This window comes from Aeromicrobium jepli (assembly GCF_047246605.1).
In the GTDB taxonomy this organism is placed as follows: Bacteria; Actinomycetota; Actinomycetes; order Propionibacteriales; family Nocardioidaceae; genus Aeromicrobium.
In genome coordinates, this window is the sequence record NZ_JBFOKO010000008.1 from 45,612 (window position 1) to 70,048 (window position 24,437).

General features: G+C 71.8%; 22 protein-coding genes. 7 read left to right on the forward strand and 15 right to left on the reverse strand.

The window, feature by feature from the left end; all coding sequences use genetic code 11:
- Positions 1-36 precede the first annotated feature (36 nt).
- From purE to AB3M81_RS14650, 5 genes are read right to left on the reverse strand one after another with little or no spacing between them, the layout of a single operon-like run.
- Positions 37-525 carry a 5-(carboxyamino)imidazole ribonucleotide mutase gene (purE, locus tag AB3M81_RS14630; RefSeq protein WP_412904654.1) on the reverse strand — a complete coding sequence of 163 codons (489 nt, stop codon included), beginning with the start codon at positions 523-525 and terminating at the stop codon, positions 37-39.
- Positions 522-1,658 (reverse strand): 5-(carboxyamino)imidazole ribonucleotide synthase, encoded by a 1,137-nt coding sequence (locus AB3M81_RS14635; RefSeq protein ID WP_412904655.1) that lies wholly within the window; start codon positions 1,656-1,658, stop codon positions 522-524. Before AB3M81_RS14635 ends, purE begins: the two co-directional genes overlap by 4 nt.
- Before the next feature lie 35 nt (positions 1,659-1,693).
- The gene (locus tag AB3M81_RS14640; protein WP_412904656.1) at positions 1,694-2,686 is read right to left on the reverse strand and encodes an adenylate/guanylate cyclase domain-containing protein; all 993 of its coding nucleotides are present in this window, start codon (positions 2,684-2,686) and stop codon (positions 1,694-1,696) included.
- On the reverse strand, positions 2,673-3,185 hold the full coding sequence (locus AB3M81_RS14645) for a PH domain-containing protein (RefSeq protein WP_412904657.1): 513 nt from the start codon (positions 3,183-3,185) through the stop codon (positions 2,673-2,675). Before AB3M81_RS14645 ends, AB3M81_RS14640 begins: the two co-directional genes overlap by 14 nt.
- A 36-nt stretch (positions 3,186-3,221) precedes the next feature.
- The gene (locus AB3M81_RS14650) at positions 3,222-4,004 is read right to left on the reverse strand and encodes a biotin--[acetyl-CoA-carboxylase] ligase (protein WP_412904658.1); all 783 of its coding nucleotides are present in this window, start codon (positions 4,002-4,004) and stop codon (positions 3,222-3,224) included.
- A gap of 74 nt (positions 4,005-4,078) precedes the next feature.
- Between AB3M81_RS14650 and AB3M81_RS14655 the strand changes: the two genes are divergently transcribed.
- The 4 genes from AB3M81_RS14655 to AB3M81_RS14670 all read left to right on the forward strand — a co-directional run bounded on the left by AB3M81_RS14655 (position 4,079) and on the right by AB3M81_RS14670 (position 7,331).
- A complete protein-coding gene (locus AB3M81_RS14655; protein WP_412904659.1) occupies positions 4,079-5,683 on the forward strand; it encodes an acyl-CoA carboxylase subunit beta in 1,605 nt (534 codons plus the stop codon).
- Positions 5,680-5,925 carry an acyl-CoA carboxylase epsilon subunit gene (locus AB3M81_RS14660; protein WP_412904660.1) on the forward strand — a complete coding sequence of 82 codons (246 nt, stop codon included), beginning with the start codon at positions 5,680-5,682 and terminating at the stop codon, positions 5,923-5,925. Before AB3M81_RS14655 ends, AB3M81_RS14660 begins: the two co-directional genes overlap by 4 nt.
- A gap of 153 nt (positions 5,926-6,078) precedes the next feature.
- Positions 6,079-6,738, forward strand: coding sequence for a hypothetical protein (locus AB3M81_RS14665; RefSeq protein WP_412904661.1), 660 nt, complete (start codon positions 6,079-6,081; stop codon positions 6,736-6,738).
- Positions 6,735-7,331 carry a Maf family protein gene (locus AB3M81_RS14670; RefSeq protein ID WP_412904662.1) on the forward strand — a complete coding sequence of 199 codons (597 nt, stop codon included), beginning with the start codon at positions 6,735-6,737 and terminating at the stop codon, positions 7,329-7,331. Before AB3M81_RS14665 ends, AB3M81_RS14670 begins: the two co-directional genes overlap by 4 nt.
- A 12-nt stretch (positions 7,332-7,343) precedes the next feature.
- On the opposite strand, the gene AB3M81_RS14675 is transcribed toward AB3M81_RS14670, so the two are convergent.
- Complete coding sequence (locus AB3M81_RS14675) at positions 7,344-8,282, reverse strand: SPFH domain-containing protein (protein WP_412904663.1); 939 nt, start codon at positions 8,280-8,282, stop codon at positions 7,344-7,346.
- A gap of 132 nt (positions 8,283-8,414) precedes the next feature.
- Here AB3M81_RS14675 and AB3M81_RS14680 point away from each other — a divergent pair, with 132 nt between their 5' ends.
- Positions 8,415-8,636: a hypothetical protein gene (locus tag AB3M81_RS14680; RefSeq protein WP_412904664.1), complete on the forward strand. Its 222-nt coding sequence runs from the start codon at positions 8,415-8,417 to the stop codon at positions 8,634-8,636.
- A 1-nt stretch (position 8,637) separates the two neighbouring features.
- Here the strand turns inward: AB3M81_RS14680 and AB3M81_RS14685 are convergent, their stop codons facing one another.
- Positions 8,638-9,801 carry an acyl-CoA dehydrogenase family protein gene (locus AB3M81_RS14685; protein ID WP_412904665.1) on the reverse strand — a complete coding sequence of 388 codons (1,164 nt, stop codon included), beginning with the start codon at positions 9,799-9,801 and terminating at the stop codon, positions 8,638-8,640.
- Between the two features lie 182 nt (positions 9,802-9,983).
- On the opposite strand from AB3M81_RS14685, the gene AB3M81_RS14690 reads away from it, so the two are divergent.
- Together AB3M81_RS14690 and AB3M81_RS14695 are read left to right on the forward strand one after the other, a co-directional pair.
- The gene (locus AB3M81_RS14690) at positions 9,984-10,568 is read left to right on the forward strand and encodes a hypothetical protein (RefSeq protein ID WP_412904666.1); all 585 of its coding nucleotides are present in this window, start codon (positions 9,984-9,986) and stop codon (positions 10,566-10,568) included.
- Positions 10,569-10,723: 155 nt separating this feature from the next.
- Positions 10,724-12,487 (forward strand): acetyl/propionyl/methylcrotonyl-CoA carboxylase subunit alpha, encoded by a 1,764-nt coding sequence (locus AB3M81_RS14695; protein WP_489671980.1) that lies wholly within the window; start codon positions 10,724-10,726, stop codon positions 12,485-12,487.
- 195 nt (positions 12,488-12,682) lie between these two features.
- Here the strand turns inward: AB3M81_RS14695 and AB3M81_RS14700 are convergent, their stop codons facing one another.
- From AB3M81_RS14700 to AB3M81_RS14735, 8 genes are all read right to left on the reverse strand, one after another.
- Positions 12,683-13,114, reverse strand: a complete 432-nt coding sequence (locus AB3M81_RS14700) for a phage holin family protein (RefSeq protein WP_412904667.1) — start codon at positions 13,112-13,114, stop codon at positions 12,683-12,685.
- Between the two features lie 26 nt (positions 13,115-13,140).
- Complete coding sequence (locus tag AB3M81_RS14705) at positions 13,141-16,641, reverse strand: SpoIID/LytB domain-containing protein (RefSeq protein ID WP_412904668.1); 3,501 nt, start codon at positions 16,639-16,641, stop codon at positions 13,141-13,143.
- Between the two features lie 156 nt (positions 16,642-16,797).
- On the reverse strand, positions 16,798-18,168 hold the full coding sequence (locus AB3M81_RS14710) for an NAD(P)H-quinone dehydrogenase (protein WP_412904669.1): 1,371 nt from the start codon (positions 18,166-18,168) through the stop codon (positions 16,798-16,800).
- A 46-nt stretch (positions 18,169-18,214) separates the two neighbouring features.
- A complete protein-coding gene (locus AB3M81_RS14715) occupies positions 18,215-18,874 on the reverse strand; it encodes a biliverdin-producing heme oxygenase (RefSeq protein ID WP_412904670.1) in 660 nt (219 codons plus the stop codon).
- A gap of 53 nt (positions 18,875-18,927) precedes the next feature.
- Positions 18,928-19,722 (reverse strand): heme ABC transporter ATP-binding protein, encoded by a 795-nt coding sequence (locus AB3M81_RS14720; protein WP_412904671.1) that lies wholly within the window; start codon positions 19,720-19,722, stop codon positions 18,928-18,930.
- Positions 19,719-20,759: a FecCD family ABC transporter permease gene (locus tag AB3M81_RS14725; RefSeq protein ID WP_412904672.1), complete on the reverse strand. Its 1,041-nt coding sequence runs from the start codon at positions 20,757-20,759 to the stop codon at positions 19,719-19,721. Before AB3M81_RS14725 ends, AB3M81_RS14720 begins: the two co-directional genes overlap by 4 nt.
- Before the next feature lie 7 nt (positions 20,760-20,766).
- Entirely contained in the window at positions 20,767-21,864 is a 1,098-nt protein-coding gene (locus AB3M81_RS14730) for a heme/hemin ABC transporter substrate-binding protein (protein ID WP_412904673.1), read from the reverse strand.
- Entirely contained in the window at positions 21,861-24,398 is a 2,538-nt protein-coding gene (locus AB3M81_RS14735; protein ID WP_412904674.1) for an HtaA domain-containing protein, read from the reverse strand. The genes AB3M81_RS14730 and AB3M81_RS14735 overlap by 4 nt, the downstream gene beginning before the upstream one ends.
- Positions 24,399-24,437: the final 39 nt, after the last annotated feature.

Genomic DNA, 24,437 nt, shown 5'->3' on the forward strand with positions numbered 1-24,437 from the left:
TCCAGTGACGGTTTACCCGGTTAACCGGGGAAACCGTCAGTGGCCGCGGACGACGGCGCCCTTGGCGCGCGCGGCGTCGGCGAGCGTCTCCTGGAACTGCAGCATCCGCGCGGTCAGGTCGGCGTCGCCGGCGGCGAGGATGCGGACGGCCAGGAGCCCGGCGTTGCGGGCGTTGCCGATCGCCACCGTCGCGACCGGGACGCCGGCGGGCATCTGCACGATCGACAGCAGCGAGTCCATGCCGTCGAGGTACTTCAGCGGGACCGGCACGCCGATGACCGGCAGCGGCGTCACCGCGGCGAGCATGCCGGGCAGGTGGGCCGCGCCCCCGGCCCCGGCGATGATGACCTCGAGCCCGCGCTCGTGGGCCGTGCGGCCGTAGTCGAGCATCTCGGTCGGCATGCGGTGCGCGGAGACGACGTCCGCCTCGTACTCGATGCCGAACTCGGCCACGGCCTGCGCCGCCGCCTCCATCGTGGGCCAGTCGGAGTCCGACCCCATGACGATCCCGACGCGTGCGCTCATGACTCGACTCCGTCCCTCAGCAGTGCGGCGCTGCGCCGGGCCCGGCGCAGCACGTCCTCGAGGTCCTCGCCCACCGCGGTCACGTGACCGACCTTGCGACCGGGCTTGACCGCCTTGCCGTAGAGGTGGACCTTGACGTCGGGCTCGGCCGCGAGCGCGACGGCACGCTGGCCCTCGAGGTCCTCGACGGCTCCGCCGAGGATGTTGACCATGACGGCCCACGGCTGGCGCGGCGACGTGGCGCCCAGCGGCAGTCCCGTCACGGCACGCAGGTGGTTCTCGAACTGGCTGGTGACCGCGCCGTCGATCGACCAGTGGCCGGTGTTGTGCGGGCGCATCGCGAGCTCGTTGACGAGCACGCGCTCGTCGTCGGTCTCGAACAGCTCGACCGCGAGCATGCCGACGACGTCGAGCTGCTCGGCGATCGTGCGGGCGATCTCGCGGGCGCGCGCCTCGAGGGCGGGATCGAGGTTGGGCGCGGGCGCGATGACCTCGGAGCAGACCCCGTCGACCTGGCGCGACTCGACGACGGGGTAGTCGACGATCTCGCCGGTGGCGCTGCGGGCGACCTGGGCGGACAGCTCACGACGGAACGGGACGAGCTCCTCGACCAGCAGCTCGCCCTCGGCCGAGAACGGCTCGTCGAGGTCGGCGGCGGACTCGGCCTTCCAGACGCCCTTGCCGTCGTAGCCACCGCGCGCGGTCTTGACGATCGCGGGGAAGCCGAACTTCTCGACGTCGGCGGGCGACTCGACGGCCGCCCAGCGCGGGCACGGGACGCCGAGCTCGGTCAGCCGGCGCCGCATGACGAGCTTGTCCTGCGCGTGGATCAGCGCGGCCGGCCCGGGACGGCAGGCGTGACCCTCGTCGGCGAGGGTGCGCAGGTGCTGCGGAGGCACGTGCTCGTGGTCGAACGTCACGACCGGGGCGTCGCCCACGGCGGCGCGCAGGTCGTCGAGGTCGGTGTGCGAGCCGACGTGGTGGTCGCCGATTGCCTGCGCGGCCGAGACGTCGGGCCCCTCGGCCAGCAGGCACAGGCGCAGGCCGAGCGCGATCGCGGGCGGTTGCATCATGCGGGCGAGCTGGCCACCGCCGATCACGGCGACGTCGTGGCCCGAGGCTTCGTGCGTCACGGCGATCAGCCTAGACGGGGCGGGCCGCGGACCGCTCAGCGCGCACGGAACGAGCGGCGCTCGGTGACCGTGATCGGCGACAGGTTGCCGAAGCCCTTGATGGGCCGCGGCGGCAGCGCGCGGGTCTCGAACTTGTCGCCGAGCGCGTCCGCCGTGGCCTGGTCGACCAGGACGCGGTTGGCCCGCGCGACCTGCGAGAGGCGCGCCGCGAGGTTGACCGGCGGGCCGAAGACGTCGCCGAGGCGGCTCAGCACCGACCCCGTGGCCAGTCCGACGCGGACGTCCGGGAGCTGAGGCCGGGCGCCGATCGTGGTGATGATGTCGAGCGAGATCCGCGTGGCGTGGACGGGGTCGGCGTGGACGAACAGCATCGCGTCACCGAGGGTCTTGATGACGCGCGCGCCCGCCGAGGTGATGAGGTCGCCGCAGCGGGTCTCGAAGTCCTCGACGACGCGGGCGAGCTCGGACTCGTCGAGCCGGTTGGACAGCGCGGTGAAGCGCGTCATGTCGGCGAACCCGACGGTGAGGTCGGTGGTGAGCAGCGCCTGGTCGCTCTCGCCCAGGGCCGTGAGGCGGGCGGCCGCGGCGGCCAGGTGGCGGCGCCACACGTGCACCATGAGCCGCTCGAAGCCCGGCACCGAGGAGTGCGCGAGCTCGAGCGCGGCGTCGGCGCGGCTGGTGGACTTGCCGCGCTCGATGTCGGCCTCGAGCTGGTCGACCAGGATCGTCACCTGCCAGTCGGCCAGGCGCGACATCGTCTGGCCCAGGGCACGCGTGAGGCGGAACACCGTGTCCTCGTCGAGGATCTGGTGCTCGATCGCGTTGGCGGCGATCGCGACCGCCGTGACGTCGGCGTCGCCGAACGCGGACTCGTCGCCCGGGTCGGGGAAGCCGAGGTTGCGCCACAGGCGCGCCGCCTGCTCGGTCGTCAGGCCGCCTCGCTCGGCGACCTCGGCGTTCGTGTAGTGCAGCTGCTCGGCGAGGATGACGTCGACGAGCTGCTGGTCCACGCTGTCAGAACTGCTCATCGCGTCGCGCCTCGGGTGCGTGGGAGGACAGCACGAGCCGCGAGATTCGGCGGTGCAGGTCCTCGATGTGGGGGATGTCGCGCAGCCGCAGGCCCGCCTGCTGGCTGGCGTCGTGGATGATCAGCGTGCCGCAGCCCAGCATGCGGTCGACGAGGCCCTTCTCGTAGGCGACGTCGTTGATGCGGGCGAGCGGGATGATGCGGCCGCTGCGGGTCACGATGCCCTTCTGCTCGATCAGCCGGCGGTTGGTGAGCGTGTAGGTCCACGTCAGCCAGCGCAGGAACGGCAGCACCGTCCCCCACACGAACAGGACGGCCAGGACCACGAGCCCGACGAGGCGGGGCGTGCCGCCGCCGGCGTCGCCGACCGCCCCGACGAAGTACCCGCCGATCAGCATGATCGCCAGGCCCAGGAGGAACGGCACGACGAGCACCTTCACGTGCGTGCGCGTCTCCGCCTCGACGGTCTCGTCGTCGAGGAGCAGCTTGTCGGAAGGCATGGCGTCATGATCCCACGGCGGGCCGACAGTGGGCCGTCACGCCGGGCGCAGGTGCGTCACGTCGCCCGCCGACCACGGGACGCCGTCCACCACGAGGCAGCCGTTGTCGTCGATCCCGGTGGCCCGGCCGACGACGTCGCTGCCGTCGCCGCGCACGATCCGGACGTCGCGGCCGATCGTGGAGCACGCCGCGACGTAGGCGTCGGCGAGCTCGCCGGCGCGGGCAGGGTCGCGCCACGTCTCGAGCCGCTCGCGCAGGCGACGCACGAGGAGCAGGAGCACCTCGGTGCGGTCGGTCGTGGAGGCGCCCTCGAGCAGCAGCGAGGTCGCCGTCTCGACCGGCAGCTCGTCCGCGGTCAGGGCGACGTTGAGGCCCACGCCGATGACGGCCGCGGGGCCCTGGGCCGTCTCGACCCGCTCGACGAGGATCCCGCAGAGCTTGCGGCGGTCGTCGACGAGGACGTCGTTGGGCCACTTCAGCGCGGCCTCCACCCCGAGGTCGCGCACCGTGTCGACGACGGCCATGCCGGTCACGAGCGGAAGCCAGGGCCAGCGCAGCGGCGGCACCTCGACCGGACGCACGAGCGTGGACACCGCGATGCCCGTGAGCGGCGGCATCGTGAACGTGCGGTCGAGCCTTCCCCGGCCCGCGGCCTGGTGGTCGGTGGTGTGCACGGTCCACTCCGGGGCGCCCTCGCGGGCGGCCTCGGCGAGGTCGGCGTTGGTGCTGGCGGTCTCGTCGGTGACGTGGACGCTGAATCCGCTGGCGTCGCTGTCCAGACGGTCGCGGTCGAGGGGCGCACGGGTCGGCTCTGGCACCAGCCCACCTTGGCACAGTCTCGCCACCGTCCCTTCTGTGCAGGGCGTCACAGCCCCCGGTTATGGTGTTCGCCATGACCGACGCCCTGCCCGACACCCCGTTGGAGGAGCACCCCGAGCTCCACACCACCGCTGGAAAGCTGGCCGACTACGAACGCCGGCACCACGAGGCGACCGTGGAGGTGGCCGAGCGCGCCGCCGAGAAGCAGCACGCCCGTGACCGCAAGAGCGCCCGCGAGCGGATCGAGCAGCTGCTCGACGAGGGCTCGTTCGTCGAGCTCGACGCCCTGGCCCGTCACCGCGCCACGTCGTTCGGCCTCGACAAGAACCGTCCGCTCGGCGACGGCGTGATCACCGGCTACGGCACGATCGACGGCCGCCAGGTGTGCGTCTTCAGCCAGGACTTCAGCATCTTCGGCGGCAGCCTGGGCGAGGTCTACGGCGAGAAGATCACCAAGGTCATGGACCTGGCGATCAAGTCCGGCTGCCCCATCATCGGCATCAACGAGGGCGCCGGCGCCCGCATCCAGGAGGGCGTCGTCTCGCTCGGCCTGTACGGCGAGATCTTCCGCCGCAACGTGCACGCCTCGGGCGTCATCCCGCAGATCAGCCTCATCATGGGCAACTGCGCCGGCGGCCACGTCTACTCCCCCGCCGTCACCGACTTCACGGTCATGGTCGACGGCACGTCGGGCATGTTCATCACCGGGCCGGACATCATCAAGACGGTCACCGGCGAGGACGTCACGATGGAGGAGCTCGGCGGCGGTCGCACGCACAACACCAAGAGCGGCAACTCGCACTACCTGGCCTCCGACGAGGACGACGCGCTCGAGTACGTCAAGGCGCTCATCTCGTACCTGCCGCAGAACAACATGGAGGAGCCGGCGCCGTACGACGAGGTCGTCGACCTCGAGCCCAGCGACCTCGACCTCTCGCTCGACACGCTGATCCCGGACTCGGCCAACCAGCCGTACGACATCCGCACCGTCATCGAGACCGTGCTGGACGACCAGGACTTCCTCGAGGTCCAGGCCCTGTTCGCGCCGAACCTCGTCATCGGCTTCGGCCGCGTGGAGGGCAAGAGCGTCGGCGTCGTGGCCAACCAGCCGATGCAGTTCGCCGGCTGCCTGGACATCGACGCCTCCGAGAAGGCCGCCCGCTTCGTGCGCACGTGCGACGCGTTCAACATCCCGGTCCTGACGTTCGTCGACGTGCCCGGCTTCCTGCCCGGCACCGACCAGGAGTGGAACGGCATCATCCGCCGCGGCGCCAAGCTGATCTACGCGTACGCCGAGGCCACGGTCCCGCTCGTCACGATCATCACGCGCAAGGCGTACGGCGGCGCGTACGACGTCATGGGCTCCAAGCACCTGGGCGCCGACATCAACCTGTCGTGGCCCACCGGCCAGATCGCCGTCGTCGGCGCGTCCGGCGCGGTCAACATCCTCTACCGTCGCGAGATCGCCGCGGCCGAGGATCCCGAGGCGCTGCGTGCCGACCTCATGACCGAGTACGAGGACACGCTGTGCAACCCGTACGTGGCGGCCGAGCGCGGCTACATCGACGGCGTCATCAAGCCCAGCCAGACCCGCGCCGAGATCGTCAAGGCGCTGCGCCTGCTGGCGACCAAGCGCGAGTCGCTGCCGCCGAAGAAGCACGGGAACATCCCGCTGTGAGCGAGCACGAGACCACCGAGGCCGCGGCGCCGGCCACTCCCCTGCTGCGGGTCGTCAAGGGCGACCCGACGGCCGAGGAGCTGGCCGCGCTCGTCGCGGTCGTCGCCGCCCGCAACGCTGCCGTGGCCGCTGCCGCGGCAGCGGAGAAGCCGAAGCCGCGCAGCCAGTGGGGCCACCCGGTGCGCCAGCACCGCGGCCCGCACCGCGTCGGCCCCGGCCAGTGGCGCGCCTCCTCCTGGTGACCACGGACCGCTGAACCGTCCGCCGCTCCTGCGCGAGTGGCGCAAGGACGCCCGCCACTCGTCGAGTGGCGGGCGTTTCTGCGCCACTCGCGACCCCGGTTCGCGCCACTCGCCGACCGAGCCGAGCCGCCCGCCCTGTGGAACGATCGGAGCATGACCCTGCGCCACGAGCCCGACGTCTCGCACGCCGACTGGTTCGTCCGCACCGACGCCGACTGGCGCGTCCTCGCCGGGCAGGGACCCGCGGGCTTCGAGGCCTACGCCACGGTCCGCTTCGACGACGGCGAGCGCGAGGCGTACCGTCCCGACGACCAGACGATGGCGATCGTGGTGGCCGTCGCCGCGGCCCACACCCGTACCCCGGACGACCTCTTCTTCGGGCTCTGGGACGGCTGGGGCGAGCTGACCGACGCCGGGCGCGTCTACACGACCCTGCGGGGCAGCTGGCTGCGCGACCTGTGGTTCCGACCCACGCCGCCACGGGTTCGGCCCGCCTTCGAGGACGAGGTCATGGACGGCCCCAAGGTCCACCTCGCCGACGCGCGCGCCTACCTGCTCTTCCGTGGCCCGGCGGCCGAGGTCGGCGACTGGGGCGCGCGCCCGTGGGGCACCGACCTCGAACGCACCCTCCCGCCGGCCTCGATCACGTGGCCTGCGGACCGCGCGTGGTTCATCGCGGCCGACGTCGACGATGACGACCTCACGATCGGCGGCTCGCAGGCGCTCGTCGACGCCGTCCTGGCCCATCCCGACCTCGACGCCGAGCCCGTGGCCCACGGCGTCGTCCCCACCATCGCATCGGAGGATCTGTGAACTTCGTCCTGGCGTCCCAGTCGCCCGCCCGCCTCGCCACCCTGCGTCGCGCGGGGCTCGACCCTCAGGTGATCGTGTCCGGCGTCGAGGAGGACGGCATCGAGGCCGAGACGCCGGGCGAGCTGGCGACCGAGCTGGCCACGCTCAAGTGCCGGGCCGTCGCGCCGGAGTACCCGGAGGCGTTCGTGCTGGGCTGCGACTCGGTGCTCGAGTTCGACGGCCAGGCCCTGGGCAAGCCCGGCGACGCGGACACCGCCCGCGAGCGCTGGTACGCCATGCGCGGCAATGCCGGCGTCCTGCACACGGGCCACTGCCTACGCCTCGGCGAGGACGAGGTCGTGCGGCACGCGGCGACGCGTGTCCACTTCGCGCACGTCACCGACGAGGAGATCGAGGCCTACATCGCCACGGGCGAGCCGCTGGCCGTCGCCGGCGCGTTCACGATCGACGGCCTCGGCGCCGCGTTCGTCACGCGCATCGACGGCGACCACCACAACGTGATCGGCGTCAGCGTGCCGGTCCTGCGCGACATGGTGCACGATCTCGGCGGGTCGTGGACCGACCTGTGGACCCCGCCCGCGATCCTGCCCTGAGCGTTCGCTCCCTCAGCGCTCCGCGGCGGCCTTCGCCTGGGGCAGGACCACCGAGGTGCCGGCGCCGCCGGGCCAGCAGGAGAAGCCGATCGGCACCTCCTGGCCGGCCTTGACCATCTCCTCGAGCGTGTCGAGGCACTTGGACACGAGGACGTTCGGGTCGCGCGAGACCGAGCCGGCGAGGTTCTTGTTGGCCTGGGCCTGCGCCTTCGCGGTGGCCTCGCGCTGCTCGGCGATGCGGGTGTTGGCGACCTCGGCCTGGTAGGCGTTGATCTTCTCCTGCGTCTGCTGGTCGAAGCGGACGATCGGCAGGATCACGGACTTGACCTCGACGTCGTCGCCGACGCGCTTGGACAGCGCGTCCTGGACGAGCTGGGAGAACGCGTTGAGGTCGACGCCCGCGGAGGTCGTCGTGCCGTCGGCGGAGGTGCCCTGCTTGACCGAGGCGAGGGGGTCGTAGTCGCCCAGCACCTCGTTGAGCGCCGCCTTCAGCTCGCGGGTGACGAGCGAGTCACGGATGTTCTCCATCTGGCGGTAGTCCTGGTAGAGCTCCTTGCCCGCGTCGAGCTTGATGCGCCAGCGGATCGTGGCGTCGACGCCCGCCGTGGAGCCGTTGCCGATGCGGACGTCGATCGCGCGGTCCTGGCCGGTGAAGTTGTCGGTCTGGATCGTGCCGTCGAGCTTGTTGACCTTCTGCCACGGGGCCTTGAGGTGCAGGCCGTTGGACAGCACGTCGACGGGGCGGCCGAACGACGTCACGACGCCGATCTCGCGCGTGGGGACGATCGCCGTGGTCGACAGGACGGTGACCAGGACCGTCACGAGCCCCAGCCCCACCGCCGTCCACGTCGCGGGTGCCGAGGCCTTGCCCTGCGAGCGCAGGTGGCGGGCGACGGCCAGCGCGATCGCGAGGCCAATGACGAGCAGGACGAGGACGAACAGGGTGAACAAGAGGGACTCCCGAGAGGTGTGGACGCAGCGCCTGCACCCTACCGACTCCGGAGCAAGACGAGGTCGGCCCGTCGTCCCGGATCGTGCGAACCGGGCGGGGTGTCACCCCCCGCGTGCGAGACTGGAGGCATCATGGCCACTTCACAGCGTCCCCGACGCCACCTCGCCAGCAGCCCGTTCGCCCCCAAGCCCGAGATCGTCGACGAGGTCTACGAGGCCGGCGCACGGGTCTCGCACGACGCGTTCGGCCTCGGTCGCGTGCTCAGCGTCCAGGGCTCCTCGTCGGTGCAGGTCGACTTCGGTCGCGGCTCGGTGCACGTGCCGCTGCCGTGCCGGTCGATGACCGCCCTCTGACCTACTCCACCGGCAGGCCGAGCGAGCGCGCGATCAGCATGCGCTGGACCTCGCTCGTGCCCTCGCCGATCTCGAGGATCTTCGCGTCGCGGTAGAACCGCGCCACGGGGTACTCCTCCATGAAGCCGTAGCCGCCGAACACCTGCGTCGCCACGCGCGTCGCGGTGACGGCCGCCTCGGACGTGTAGAGCTTCGCGACGGACGCGGCCTGCTTGAACCGCTGGCCGGTGATGCCGGCGTCCTTCATCGCCGCCGCCTGGTACGTCAGCGCGCGCGAGGCGTCCGCCATGACCTTGAGGTCCGCGATCTGGAACGCGACGCCCTGCTTGCGGCCGATCGGCCCGCCGAACGTCTGGCGCTCCCCCGCGTACTTCAGGCACTCCTCCAGGCACGCCTCGATGAGGCCCAGCGCGAGCGCCGAGATGGCCACCCGACCGTCGTCGAGCGTCGCGAGGAACTGCGCGTACCCGCGGCCGCGCTCGCCCAGCAGGTGGTCCGCCGGGACCCGCGCGCCCGTGAACGTCAGCGGGTGCGTGTCGCTGATGTGCCAGCCGAGCTTGTCGTAGCCGGGCTCGGCGACGAAGCCGGGCGTCCCGACCGGGACGACGATGGCCGAGATCTCCGGGCGGCCGTCACGCGTGCCCGTGCGGGCCGTGACCGTGACGAGCGACGTGATCTCGCTGCCCGAGTTGGTGATGAACTGCTTCGCGCCGTCCACGACCCACTCGTCGCCGTCGAGGACCGCCTTCGTCGCGGTGGCCCCGGCGTCCGAGCCGGCGCCGGGCTCGGTCAGCCCGAAGCCGGCGAGCGCGCGGCCCGCCACGAGGTCGGGCAGCCAGCGCTCCTTCTGCTCGGCCGTGCCGAACGTCTGGATCGGGTTGATGCCCAGTCCGACGCCCGCCTCGAGCGTGATGCCCATCGACTGGTCGACGCGGCCGAGCTCCTCGATCGCGAGGCACAGGCTCGTGAAGTCGGCGCCGGATCCGCCGTACTCCTCCGGGGCCGTCAGCCCGAACAGACCCAGGTCGCCCATGGCGCGCACGACGTCGACCGGGAAGTGGTGGTCCTTGTCCCACTGGGCGACATGCGGCGCGATCCGCTCCCGCGCGAACGAGCGCACGACGTGCCGGAAATCCTCGTGCTCGCGTGACAGTTCGAAGTCCATGCCCGAAGGTTAACAGCCATTAACCACGACCCGCGTGAACTGCGTCATGGCTCGAAGGGGCCATCTTTCTACTCGTTCCGGAGAAACGGAGTATTTGGACGTACTTCTCAGTAACCTCTCAGGGGTTTGCTGGCATCAAACGCCACATCATTCCCATAAGCAACAGGTTTTCAGAAGGATCCATGAGCACTCCGCAGCCGCCGTTCAACGACCCCAACACCAACCCGAAGGCAGCGGCCGCTGCTGCCAAGGCCTACGCCAAGGCCACCCGCCCGTGGTTCAAGAAGAAGCGCTTCGTCATTCCCCTCGCGCTGGTGGCTCTGACCATCGTGGGCAGCGCTCTCGGCAGCGGCACGGAGACCGAGCCCGCTTCGGACGACAAGGCCGCGACCACGAAGGTCGCCACCGCGTCCGAGGCCCCTGCAAAGCCGGTGGCCGAAAAGAAGGCTGCGCCGAAGCCGAAGTGGAAGAAGCTCGCGACGCTCTCGGGCAACGCCGACAAGCAGTCCGACACCATCAAGCTCACGGGCGGCAAAGTCCGACTCTCATACGAGTTCAAGGACACGTCCGGCATGGACATGGTCGTGGGCGGGGTGTACCTCCTCGACGAGGGAACCGACCTCATGTCCGACGGCGGCATCCCCGAGGTGATGGTGTCGGAGGCCAGCAAGGACAGGACGATCCTGCGCAAGGATGAGGGTGAGTACTTCCTCAAGGTCACCGCTGCGAATGCTCAGTACACCGTGGTGATCGAGGAGCTTCGCTGAGCCAGCACTTCGAACTCGAGGGGTGACCCAGAGAGAACGCCGCGAGCCCGGACGACGAGCTCGCGGCGTTCGCCGTCTCGGCGCAGAGCCCGCCGAGTCACGCGTCACATTGCTCCCTTAGACTCGCGAAAGCCGTTCAGACGCGAGGAGTATTCGTGAGCAAGCCCCTGCAGAAGGTCCTGATCGCCAACCGTGGCGAGATCGCCGTCCGTGTGATCCGCGCCGCGAAGGATGCCGGCATCGCCAGCGTCGCGGTCTATGCCGAGCCCGACCGGGACGCGCTGTTCGTGCGCCTGGCCGACGAGGCCTACTCGCTCGAGGGCTCCACGCCGGGCGACTCGTACCTCGACATCGCCAAGATCATCGCGGCCGCCGAGCGCAGCGGCGCCGACAGCATCCACCCCGGCTACGGCTTCCTGTCCGAGAACGCCGAGTTCGCCCAGGCCGTCATCGACGCCGGGCTGACCTGGATCGGTCCCCCGCCGGCCGCCATCGAGGCCCTCGGCGACAAGGCCAAGGCCAAGCAGATCGCCCTCAAGGCCGGCGCCCCGCTGGCGCCGGGCCTCAAGGACCCGGTCAAGGACGCCGACGAGGTCATCGCGTTCGCCAAGGAGAACGGCCTGCCGGTCGCCATCAAGGCCGTCTTCGGCGGCGGTGGGCGCGGCCTCAAGGTCGCCAAGACCATGGAGGAGATCCCCGAGCTGTACGACTCGGCCGTCCGTGAGGCCGTCGCGGCCTTCGGTCGCGGCGAGTGCCTCGTGGAGAAGTTCCTCGAGAAGCCGCGCCACGTCGAGACCCAGTGCCTGGCCGACCAGCACGGGAACGTCGTCGTCGTCTCAACGCGCGACTGCTCGCTGCAGCGCCGTCACCAGAAGCTCGTCGAGGAGGCCCCCGCGCCGTTCCTGAGCGACGAGCAGATCGAGCGCCTCTACAGCTCCAGCAAGGCGATCCTGAAGGAGGCCGGCTACGTCGGCGCCGGCACCTGCGAGTTCCTCGTGGGCATCGACGGCACGATCAGCTTCCTCGAGGTGAACACCCGCCTGCAGGTCGAGCACCCCGTCTCGGAGGAGGTCGCCGGTGTCGACCTCGTCCGCGAGATGTTCCGCATCGCCGCCGGCGAGGAGCTCGGCTACGACGACCCGCAGCTGCGCGGCCACTCGATCGAGTTCCGGATCAACGCCGAGGACGGCGGCCGTGGCTTCCTGCCCGCGCCCGGCACCCTGACGAAGTGGGAGCCACCGGCCGGCCCCGGTGTCCGCGTCGACTCCGGCTACGAGGAGGGCGAGACCGTCCCGGGCTCGTTCGACTCCCTCGTCGCGAAGCTCATCGTCACCGGCGCCACCCGCGAACAGGCCATCGAGCGCTCGCGCCGCGCCCTCGACGAGTTCGTCGTCGACGGCATGCCCACCGTCATCCCGTTCCACCGCGACGTGCTGGACGACCCGGCGTACAACGCCTCGAACGGCTCGTTCGACGTCTACACGACGTGGATCGAGACCGACTACGACAACCAGCTCGAGCCCTACAGCGGCGCCAGCGAGACCGACGAGCCGGGCGAGCGCGAGCGCGTCACGGTCGAGGTCGGCGGCAAGCGCGTCGAGGTCGTCCTGCCCGGCGGCCTGGGCGCCAGCGCGGCGGCCGCGGGCGGCGCCAAGAAGGCCAAGCGCAAGGGCGGCAAGTCCGCCGGCGCGGCGGCCAGCGGCGACTCGCTGACCTCGCCCATGCAGGGCACGGTCGTCAAGCTCGCCGTCGAGGACGGCCAGGAGGTCGCCGAGGGCGACCTGGTCGTCGTCATCGAGGCCATGAAGATGGAGCAGCCCATCAACGCGCACAAGTCCGGCACGATCACGGGCCTGGCCGCGGCGATCGGCGAGACGGTCGGCGCCGGCGCCGTCCTGTGCGACATCAAGGACGCCTGAGCTCTTACCGACAGCGCCCCGCCTCCCTGAGGGAGGCGGGGCGCTGTGCGTCGTGGGGCGCTGTCCGATCGCCCGATGGCAACTTTTGGAACGCGTTCCACGCCATTGCGCGAGCAGAAGGTGGATCCCGTTCCAAAAGTCGTGACGGGGGGCGCGGGCCAGGGGGCACCGGCCGCCGGCCGCGCGCCAGCGGCCTCAGGAGGCGCGGCGGTCGCCCTCGCGGGCGGCGGCGCGGACCTCGGGCGAGACGCCCGGCGTGGACTCGGGGGCGTGGTGGTCGACCTCGCCGAACGCGATGCCCGCGGCCCACACGATGAGGGTCGCCAGGATCCACGTGCCGTACCCGTGGATGTCGAAGCCCGAGGCGGGCACGATCCAGTCCGTCAGCGCCAGCGCGACCGCCGTGAGGGCCAGGCCGCCCGTGATGGCGTAGACGCGCAGCCAACGCGTGCTGAGCCGCTGCGCGAGCGTGCGCAGCACGACGCTCAGCACCGTGAACAGCACCACCGCGACCGCCCACCAGGCGAGGGTCAGGTCGAACCCGGGCAGCAGCCAGCCGGCGAGCGCGAGCGACGCGGCGTTGGCCAGCGCGGCGGTGACGATCGTGATCCAGAGGCGAGGACGCATGGGAACGATCATCCCATTGCCGGACCTCAGAACCCGAACCAGTCCGACTTCAGGCCGAACGCCCAGCGCGCGTCGACGCCGGTGATGGTCTTGCTGGCCTTGGAGCCCTTGAGCGTCAGCGACAGCACGCGGCCGCCCTGGTCGCCGTGGCCGTTCCGGCGCGTGATGGTGATCGAGCGCAGCGTGCCGATCGAGTACTTGGACTGGATCGTCGAGGCGCTGACCTTCTGGGTCCACGCGTGCATCTTGTTGCCGCTCCAGTTGTCCCACGGGTCCGAGACGGCCTTGAGGTACGGCATCGAGCCGGCGTTGGTGTAGCCGCCCGAGGAGCTGGAGAACTGCGTGAACGCCGGCGTGCCGCCGTAGGTCAGGATCTTGCCGCGCGTGCCGTCGATCGCCTGGTTGGTGCGGGAGGTCTCGGCCGAGACGCCGCCGTAGACCTGGCACGCGGTCGTGTCGCAGATGTCGTAGTGCTTCGACGAGCCCAGGAAGCGCGAGCCGTACGTGCGGGCCGCGACGGACTGGGCCTTGAGCGCCTCGAGGCTCCAGCTGGACGGCATCTCCCGCGCGACGACGCCGCGCGTGTAGTCCTCGAGGCTCAGCACGTTGACGGTGTCGCGCTTCGTGGACGAGTGGCGCGCCGAGCGCAGCGCGCCGCGGAACGCCTGTGTGGCGCCGCTGGGCATGACGAGAGAGATCGACGTGGGGCCCTCGAACTGCGCGTCGCCGCTGAAGGTCGTGTACGCGTACCAGGTGGAGCCGGAGCGGTAGAACAGCGTGTTCTTCCTCGCGTCGGCCTTGGCCAGGTCGATCGACCAGTCGCTGACGGCGCGGCCGCTGACCTTCGTCGGCAGCGTCGAGACGGCGTTGTTCGCGAGCTTGCGGAGCTTGAGGCCCGACTTGGGCTTCACGCGCACCGAGTTGCTGGTGTCGCCCGAGAGCAGGACGCGGATCGTGGCGGACTTCGAGGACAGCTTCGTGCCCGGGTAGTACTTCGCCAAGATCTGGTTGTACTTCTTCCCCGCCCGGGCGCCACCCTCGGCGCCGTACTGGCTCATGCCGATGCCGTGTCCGTAGCCGTGTCCCTTGAACGTGACCGCGCCGGACGACGGGGTCACCGTGTTCTTCGCGGACGGCTTCGGCGCGGGCGCGCTGGTGGCCGCGCCCTTCGTGGTGAGGACCGGGTACGGAGCGCCGGTGTAGCCGCTGACGCGCTCGCCCGAGGCCGGGTAGACGACCGCGACGCGGACGCGGTACTTCGTGCCCTTCGTCAGGCCGGTGACCATCACCGAGTTCGAGGCGGCCGCGAGGTACCGGGACTTGCCGCCCGCGGCCGGGGTGACCTGGACGCGGTAGCCGGGCGCGCCCGCCTGAGCGGTCCACGTGACGTTGAGGGCCTGGAGGCCCGTCGCCGCGGCGCGGACGCCCGATACCGGCGAGAAGGCCGGCGTGCGGGCGCTGACGGCACTGGGGGTCCAGGCGCCGACCTGCTTCTTCGCGACGGGGTCGTAGGCGGCGATGCGGATCGTGTAGGTCCGGCGCGCCACGAGGTTCGGGATCGTGATGCTCGTGGCGCCGCTCGTGCGGTAGTAGACGCCGCTCGTCGAGCCCGCGGGCGTGACGAGGATGCGGTAGCCGGGAGCCTTCTTCACGGCCTTCCACGACACGTTGATGGACGTGGGGCGCACGCTGGTCTTCACGCCCGTCGGCGCGGCGAGGCTGGCGCCGGCGCTGGGCGTGCCCGTGATGCCCTTGGTGGTGAGCACCGGGTACGGGGTCCTCGTGTAGCCGCTGACGCGCTCGCTCGTGGACGGGTAGACCACGGCGACGCGGACCCGGTACCGCGTGCCCTTCGTGAGGCCGGTGATCATCGCGGAGTTCGTGTAGGTCGTGACGTAGCGGTTCCTGCCGCCCTCCGCGGGCGTGATCTGGACGCGGTAGCCGGGCGCGCCGGCCTGCGCGGCCCACGTGACGTTGATGGCCTGCAGGCCGCGGGCCGCCGCCTTGACGCCGCTCACGGGCTGGAAGGCGGGCGTGCGGGCGCTCGCGCCCGGCGCGGCCGTCCAGGGACCGAGGACCTTCTTGGTCGCCGCGTCGTACACGGCCACGCGGACCCTGTAGTCGCGGCGGGCGTGCAGGTTCGGGATCGTGATGCTCGTGTTCGAGGCGCCGCTCGTGCGGTAGTACAGCGCGTCCTTCGTGCTGCCCGTGGGCGAGATCAGGATGCGGTAGCCGGGAGCCTTGGAGACGGCCTTCCACGAGACGTTGACCGAGGTCGGGCGCACGCTCGTCTTGACGTTCGTGGGCGCGGTGTACTTCGGGGCGGCGCTGGGCGCGCCGGCCGCCTTGGACGCCTTGGAGACGTACGTCGCGACGCGGTCGCGCAGGCCGCCGGACTCGTTCAGCCACGCGTAGCCGTACTTGCCCGGGCACGCCGTGGACTTCACGTCGCGGTGGCCGTTGATGACCTTGTAGGTCCGCCCGCCGGCGGAGTACGTGCCCTTGGGGTTGGCGCCGAAGTACTTGAGCCGCCAGCCGACCAGCTTGACGACGGCGGACTGCATCGCGGCGCTGGGCCGGACGTAGTCGAAGTGGCCCATCATCGAGACGCCGGTCGCGTACTGGTTGACCGCGTCGACGCCGGAGTGCGCGGCACGGACCTGGTTGGTCATGCCGCCCTTGCGGCCCTCGAAGATCTGGCCGAAGCGGTCGACGAGGAAGTTGTAGCCGATGTCGCACCAGCCCTGGCCCTTGACGTGGTACGTCTGGTAGCTGCGCACGATGCCGGCGGACTCGGCCTTCGTGTACGTGTTGGAGCCGGCCGTGTGGTGCATGACCACGCCGAGCGCCTTGGGACGCGTCACGGGCGCGCTGCAGCTCGTGCCCGCACCGGCCTTCCACTGGCTGCGCGTGATGATCGAGGGCATCGGGACGACCGACGGCGTGCCGTCGGCGCCGATCTCCTCGGTGACGGACTCGTCCTCGGTGGGATCGAACGCCGCCGTGCGGACGGGGGTGACGACCTCGGCCTTCCCCGGGTCGATGGTCGTCACCTTCACGCCCTCGGGCGTGCCCGACGCCGCCTTCACCTCGACGGCGATGGCGTCAGCGGGAGATCCGGTCCACAGCGGTGCGGTGCCGGGGCGGCCGCCCTCGGTCACCGACTCCACGTCGAGCTGCTGCCACGCCGTCCAGCGACCGCCCTCGCGCACCTGCACGCGGACGGTGACGTCGCGCGCGTCCGAGTCGGCGTCCCACGTCACGCCCGCCATGCGGAAGGGCTCGACGTCGTGGCGCTCGGGCTCCGGCGTCCCGTTGGCGGCCGGCTCGACCTCGACCGGGGTCTGCTCGACCTCGACCTCCTTCGAGACCGGTGCCGTCGTGGCGGCCTCGGACGCCGGGGCGCCCGGCCGCGAGACGACGATGTCGGTGCCGGCCGCCTGCGCGGGTGCGGCGGCGAGCAGGCCGGAGCCGGCGACGGCGAGACAGGACAGACCGATGGTGCAGCGGGTCAGCCAGGAATGCATGGGGGAAGTCCATTCTGTGGCGTGTTCACATCTGTTGCTCTGGGAGCACAGGCATCAGAACACACATTTTCTCGGCGTTCCAGCACTTCGCGGCTGACCTGCGAAACCACAACCGTGTGATTACACCGGTTGGGAGCCCAAAGTTCAAGCAGAAGTTCAGACTTGGCGATGGAGGCGGCGAGCGGCCTCGCCGACCGTGCCGGACATCGACGGGTACACGCTGAACGCGTCGGCCACGTGGTCGACCGTGAGCGAGGCCGAGACGGCGACCGAGACGGTGTGGATCAGCTCGCTCGCGCGCGGGCTCACCACCACTCCCCCGATCAGCGTGCCGACGCCCTGGCGCGCGTACAGCTTCACGAAGCCGTCGTGGACGCCCTGCATCTTGGCGCGCGGGTTCGACGCGATCGGCAGCATCGCCGTGTCGACCAGCAGGCCCTGCTCCTCGATCTGGCGGTGGCCCAGTCCGACCGTCGCGATCTCGGGCGAGGTGAAGATGTTGCTCGAGACCTTCTTGAGGTCGAGCGGGTGCACCGCGTCGCCCAGCAGGTGCGCCATCGCGATGCGGCCCTGCTGCGCGGCGACCGACGCCAGCATGAACACGCCCGTGCAGTCGCCCGCGGCGTAGACGCCCGGGACGTTGGTGCGGGAGACCTTGTCGACCTGGATGAAGCCGCCGTCGTCGCACGCGACGCCGACCTCCTCCAGGCCGATGCCTGCGGTGTTCGGGATCGAGCCGAGCGCCAGGAGGCAGTGCGAGCCGGTGACCGTGCGCCCGTCGGTGAGGGTGACGACGACTTGGTCGCCCTCGCGGCGGGCGGACGCCATGCGCGACTTCCCGAGGACGTTCATGCCCCGGTTGGTGAAGACGTTCTCGATGAGGGTCGCCGCGTCGGGGTCCTCGCCCGGGAGGACGCGGTCGCGGCTGGACACGAGCGTGACCTCGGCGCCCAGGCCGTTGTAGGCGCTCGCGAACTCCGCGCCCGTGACGCCGGAGCCGACGACGATCATGTGCTCGGGCAGCTCGCGCAGCGCGTAGACCTGCTCCCACGTGAGGATGCGCTCGCCGTCGGGCTGCGCGTCGGGGCTCACGCGCGGGTGCGCGCCGGTGGCGATGAGGACGCCGTCGGCCGGCAGCTCGATCTCGCCCCCGTCCGTCTGCGCGACCACGAGGCCGGGCTCGGCCACGCGCGCCGTGCCGTGCAAGATTCGCACGCCGGTCGAGGCGACGCGGTCCGCGATGTCGCCGGACTGGGCGGCCGCGAGCCGCAGGACGCGGTCGTTGACGGCGGCCAGGTCGGCGCGCGGGGCGCGCGGCACCTCGACGCCCAGCTCGGCCGACCGGCTGACCTCGTGCAGCAGGTCCGAGGTGGCGATGAGGGTCTTGCTCGGGACGCAGTCGGTGAGGACGGTGGAACCGCCCATGCCGTCGCGCTCGACCAGGGTGACCTCGGCGCCCAGCCTCCGGGCGACCAGGGCCGCCTCGTATCCGCCGGGTCCGCCTCCGATGATCACGACATGGGTCATGACCCGATTGTCTCGCATCGCGGAGCGGCCGCCTGCGGCGAGGCTCTCAGCGCGCGAAGCGGGGCAGCTGCGTGGACAGCTCGGCGAACAGCGCGCCGTTGAGGCCGAAGACCACCTTGACCTCCTCGACGACCCGCTGCTGGTCCGCGGCGGTGAGCGGCAGGGCGTCCAGGCGGGCGCGGTACTCGTCCTTGTAGGGCTTGGGCTTGGGGACCGCGGCGAACTGGTAGAACGCGATGCCGCGGTCGTCCTCGAGGCCGAACGTGCGGGCCAGGATGCGGCCGATCGCCTGGCCGCCCGAGAGGTCGCCGAGGTAGCGCGTGTAGTGGTGCGCGACGAACAGCGCCGGGTCGGCGGCCGTGGCCTCGATGCGCGCGACGTAGGCGTCGACCGCGTCGCTGCGCAGCTGCGGCGCGCCCGCCTCGCCGGCCCAGAACGCGAGGTCGCGGTCGATCGCCTCGAGGCGGTTGATGGCCGGGTCGATGATCGTGCCGGCGATCGGGTCGTCCGCCAGGCGCGCGGCGACGGACTCGAGCGCCGCGTAGACGGGGCGCAGCATCGCGAGGTACTCGGTGTAGCCGGCCTCGTTCACGCGGCCCTCGAGCAGCTCGGACATGAAGCTGGAGCTCTCGGCGTCCTTGTGCTCGGCCTGCGAGCCGTCGCGCATGAGGACGGACAGTCCGAGTTCGGTCGGCAGCACGGTCATGAGTTGGCCTCTCTGGGAAGTAGGTGAGCCTAACTATATGACAGTGTGTCAGTTCAAGATGACGCAGTGTCAGATCGTTCGCGATGTGGGACGACGATCGGATGGCCGTCCGGCGTGTCCGTGAGGACGTGCACCGCGATCCCGTAGACCCGCTCGACCGTCTCGGGCGTCAGCACGTCCGCGGGCGTGCCGATGCCGACGATGCGCCCGGCCTCGACGATCGCCATCCGGTCGGCCCGCGCGGCGGCCAGCGACAGGTCGTGCAGGACCACCACGACCGCACGGCCGGCGGCCGCCAGGTCGCGCGCCACGACCATGACGTCCTCCTGGTGGCGCAGGTCGAGCGCGGCGGTGGGCTCGTCGAGCAGCACGACCGGCGTGCGCTGGGCCAGCACGCGCGCGAGCGACGCGCGGGCCCGCTCGCCGCCGGACAGCGCCGTGAACGGCCGGTCGAGCAGGTGCGCGATGTCGGTGCGCTCGATCGCCTCGGCGATCGCGGCCTCGTCCTCCTGCGCGGTCGACCGGCCGAGCCACGGGCTCCGGCCCATCTCGACGACCTCGCGGACCGTGAACGGGAAGCTGACCTGGTTCGCCTGCAGCAGCACGGAGCGGGCCCGCGCGAGGTCGGCGGACGACCACTGGCCCAGCGGACGGCCCTCGAGCAGGATCTCGCCCGACGCGACGGGCACGTCGCCCGTCAGCGCGCCGAGCAGCGTCGACTTGCCGGCGCCGTTCGGACCGACGAGCGCGAGCACCTCGCCGTGACGAACCTCGAGATCGACGCCGCGCACGATCTCGCGGCCGCCGAGGCGGCACGTCAGTCCCCGGACCTCGTAGGCGGCGGTCATGCCCAGCCTCCGGCCTTCGCGCGGGTCGTCCGCACGAGGTAGAAGAAGAAGGGGCCGCCGATGAGCGAGGTCAGCAGGCCGATGGGCAGGTCCGAGCCCGCCACGATCGTGCGCGCCAGCAGGTCGGCCCACACCACGAGCGCGGCGCCGCCGATCATGCTCGCCACCAGCAGCGTGCGATGCGAGGGGCCCAGCAGCATGCGCACGAGGTGCGGCACGACGAGGCCGACGAACGAGATGATCCCCGAGAACGCGACGGCCACGCCCGTCAGCAGGGCGACGAGCAGGATCGAGCCGATCCGCAAGCGCTCGACCCTCAGTCCCAGGTGCGCCGCGGTCCGCTCCCCCAGCGACAGCAGGTCGTAGCGGCGGGCGAGCGCGCAGGCGGCGAGGCAGGCGGGGAGCCCGATGAGGGCGACGATGAGGACCTCGCTCCAGCGCGAGCCGTTCATCGAGCCGAGCTGCCAGAAGACGATCTGCTCGCGCGAGCCGGTGTCGGCGGCGAACATGACGAGCGCCAGGCCCGCGCCGGCGAACGCGTTGACCGCGATGCCGGTCAGCAGCAGCGTGACGACCTCGGTCCTCCCGCCCACGCGGGCCGTGGCGTACACGAGGACGGTCGCGAGGAAGCCGCCCGCGAAGGCCAGCACCGCGACGCCCCATCCGGCGAACGCCGTCAGGCCGAAGGCGATCGCGGCGGCGGCACCGAGAGCGGCGCCGGCCGAGACGCCGACGACGCCGGGCTCGGCGAGCGGGTTGCCGAAGACGGCCTGCATGACGGCGCCCGCGACCGCGAGCGTGGCGCCGACGAGGATGCTCATCGCGACGCGCGGGAAGCGGATCTGCAGAAGGGTCTGCTCGACGATCGTGTCGTCGGGCCGCCACGACGTGTCGAGCCCGATGCCGTGCAGCATCGATCCGACGACGTCGCGCGCGCCGACCGGGAGCTGCCCCACCGAGGCCGACACGAACGTGCCCGCCACGAGCAGCACGGCGAAGCCCGCCAGGACGAGCGTCCGCCGGCCGGCGCTCACCACGCGCGGTTCACTTCTGCGCCTCGGGGACGTAGATCGCCCGGGCCAGCGCCTCGACGACGCCCGCGGCGCGCGGGCCGAAGGCGAGGACGTCGCCGTCGGCCATGTCGACGAGCCGCTTGGCCTGGCCGGCGGGCGTCAGCGCGATCGCGGGCTTCTCGGCGAGCAGGCCGTCGACGCCCCCGGCGGACTCCAGGCCGTGCGTCATGAGCAGGACGACGTCGGGCTTGGCCTTGACCATCGCCTCGTCGGTGAGCGGCTGCATCGACGTCCAGCCGAGCTCCTTGGCCACGTCGACGCCGCCGAGCGCCTCGACGAGGTCGCCCACGCCGGAGTCGTCGGCGAACAGGTAGTAGACGCCGGAGTTGCCGCGGACGTAGAGGAACACCATGCGCAGGCGGTCGGAGGGCTTCTCGGGCACGAAGCGCCGGACCTCGGCCCTGACCTGCTCGACCTCGTCCTCGATCTGCTGCGCGAGGGCCTCGCCCGTCTTGGGCAGGCCGACGGCCGCGCCGACGTCGCGCGCGAGGCGAGCGGCGCCGGCGAAGCTGGCCTCCTTGTCGAGGAAGACGACCGGCACGCCCGTGTCCGCGAGCTGCTCCACGACGTCGCGCGGGCCCATCGAACCGTCCGTGATGATGAGCGTCGGCTTCTGCGCCATGACGGCCTCGGCGTTGACGGCGTGTCCCTCGGACGTGATGAGCGGCAGGTCGTCGGCACCGGGGAAGACGGTGGAGCGGTCGCGGGCCACGAGCCGGTCGCCCAGGCCCAGGCCCCACAGGGTCGAGGCGATGGAGCCGGACATGTCGAAGGCGACGATCCGCGAGGCGTCGGTGACCTCGACCTCGACGTCGCCGGACCGCACGTGGGACACGACCGTGGTGGGCAGCGAGGCCTGCTCGCCGACGTCGACGGGGTCGATCGTGCGGTCGGTCAGCATCGCGGTGCTGGGGCCCGTGATCTGCTGGGGCGCCCGGCCCGGCTCGAGCTCGCTCAGCGGGGGCAGGTCGGCGCCGTCACCGGGCTCACTGGCTCCGGTCCCGCCGCCGCACGCGGAGGTCAGGGCCAGCGCGGCGGCGGCCAGGGCGAGGGCGGCGCGAGACCTCATGCGCCCGCCCCGGGGGTCCGACGTCGCATGGCGAGCACCGTACCGCCGGCGATCGCCAGGACCGCGAGGAGTCCTCCGCCGGCCCACGGCAGCCACTCGGTCTCGGCGTCGGTCGGCGTGACGGAGTCGAGCACGACGGCCCCGGCGTCCTCCGCCTTCGGCTTCGCCGCAGCCGATCCGCAGTCGCTCGAGGTCGTCCACGTCAGCGTGACCGGGTCGAGCGCCGCACCGGCCTCGTAGTTCGGGAACGCGGCGCTGCCGGCGGCGGTGAGGGTCGCGGGGATGTCGCTGATCGTGACGCGCGTGCCCCGGCGTTCGGTGACGCCCCGCGCGAGGTCGAGGTCGGCGAAGGGCACCGCCTTCAGCGTGCGGCTGTCGTCCTTGCCAGCCATCGCGGCGTCCATCGTGCCGCCCGTGTAGTCGAGCGCGAGCGCGGCGGAATGGTCGTCGGTCAGGGTCACCACCGGGTTCTCCAGGCGGGTGTCGAGCGCGCCGTCGTGGCCCGTGAACTGCACGCGGCCCGTGAACTCGAGCCGGCCCGCGCGGGTCCGCGGGGCCATGACGCCGGTGCCCTTCGACCAGCTGAACTCGGGGGTCGCGTAGCTCGCGTTGCCCGCGGTGCTCCAGTCGCCGTTCGCGATCGAGCCGGAGATGTACGCGCGGAACGACTCTTTGAAGCCCCACTCGAGGCGGGCGTCCGTGAGCCGGCAGCCGACGATCTCGTCCGGCTCGGCGACGTCGATCACGACGCCCCGGTCGACCGAGCCCTGGAACGTCAGCGTGTGCTTGCCGGGCTCGATCGTCGCCGGGATCGTGCCCGTCCACGTGGCGCGACCGGCGGCGTCGGCTCGCACGTCCTGCGCCAGCACGAGCGGCGTGGAGTAGAGGACGACGCGGATGCCGGTCTCGTTCGGCAGGAAGCCCGCACCGGCGGCGGTGACCCGGTCGCCGGGCTTCGGCTCGACCTCGTCGATCGCGAGGCCGTTCGTGGCGGGCGGGGTCGGCGGAGCGGTCCACGGCGCCTTCGTGGTGGACGCGACGACCTTGGTCGCTCCTCCACCGCGCGGCGCGGCGGCGACCGTGCCGACCGAGAAGGTGACGGGGTCGAGCTGCTCGCCGGCGGTGTAGAAGCCGCGGCCCTGGTAGGAGAAGATCGCCGTCCCCGCGGCGGTCAGCCGCGCGGGCGCACCCGTGTAGCGGACCCAGCTGGCCTCGGTGCTCTTGCGCGCGGACGTGAGGTCCAGCGTCGCGATGTCGAGCCGGCCCCGGCCGCTGACGTCGGCGCTCAGCACGGCCTGGATCGGCGACGTGACGCGCACCGAGGGCCGCGAGATCGTGAAGTCGAGCTTGCCCTCGTGGCCCTGGAAGCGGACCGCACCGCCGTACGAGGTCGTGCCCGTGGCGCTCGGCGGCGTCGCCGTGGTGGAGGTCTGGCCGAAGACGAACCGGCCGCCGCTCATCGACGCCCCACCCGAGACCGAGACCGAGCCGCGGGCGATTCGGCCCACGACGTAGCTGCGGAAGCTGTCCTTGACACCCCAGCTGAGCTGGCCGGCCTTGCCGCCGCGCTTCGCGACCTCGCGCTCGGTGTCGACGGGCTTGACCGGCTTCGCCGGCGGCTTCGTCGGCTGGGGCTTCGTGGGCGCGGTGGGATCCGTCGGCTCGGGCAGCGGCGGGAGCTCCGGGACGACCGCGTCCTCGACCTCGAACGTGGCGCTCACGGGGTCCAGCAGGTCGCCGGCCGAGTAGAACGGACTGCCCTGGTAGGAGAAGAGCCTGTTGCCCTCCCGCGTCAGCGTCGCCGGCGCGTTCGAGATCGTGACCCTGCCGTCGGTGGCCTTCACCCGGTCACGCAGGTCCAGACGCGCGATGACCACGTCCGAGAGCTCCTCGCCCTCGCTGTCGACCGCGTCGACCAGGAGGCGTCCGCCTCCGTCGGTCGTGAACGCGATGCGCGGTGACGAGATCGTCAGGTTCATCGCCCACGTCTGGCCCATCCGGTGACCCAGGAACGTCACGCCACCGGACGTCCCGACCGAGATCGAGCGCTTCGTCCACGTGCCCTTCGCCTGCGGGAAGACGAAGCGGTCGCGCACGAGCGTGGCGGGCGCCTGCGGCGTGACCGAGCCCGCGGCGATCGGGCTCTGGACGTAGGCGCGGAACGACTCCTTCACGCCCCACGAGATCGTGCCGGCCGTCACCTCGTCGGGCGCGGGGACCGGCTCGGTCGGCTCGGTGGGAGTGGGCGTCGGCTCCGGAGTGGGCGTCGTGGTCGGCGCCGTGGTCGGCTCGGCCGTCGGCGCCGTGGTCGGCTCGGCCGTCGGCTCGGTGGTGGGCTCGACGGTCGGCTCGACGGTCGGCTCCGTGGTCGGGACGGTCGTCGGCTCGGCCGTGGGCTCGCTCGCCGGTGCCGTCGCCTGCTCGACCGCTGCGGTCTCGGCGCGGGCGGGCAGGCCGGCGCAGCACAGCAGCAGGGTGAGCACGACGGCGCCGAGCGCGCGGGCACCGCGCGCGGCTGTGGTCTCGTTCGGCACGGCAACTCCCTCAGGTCCGCCCCTGCCCCCAGGTGAGGG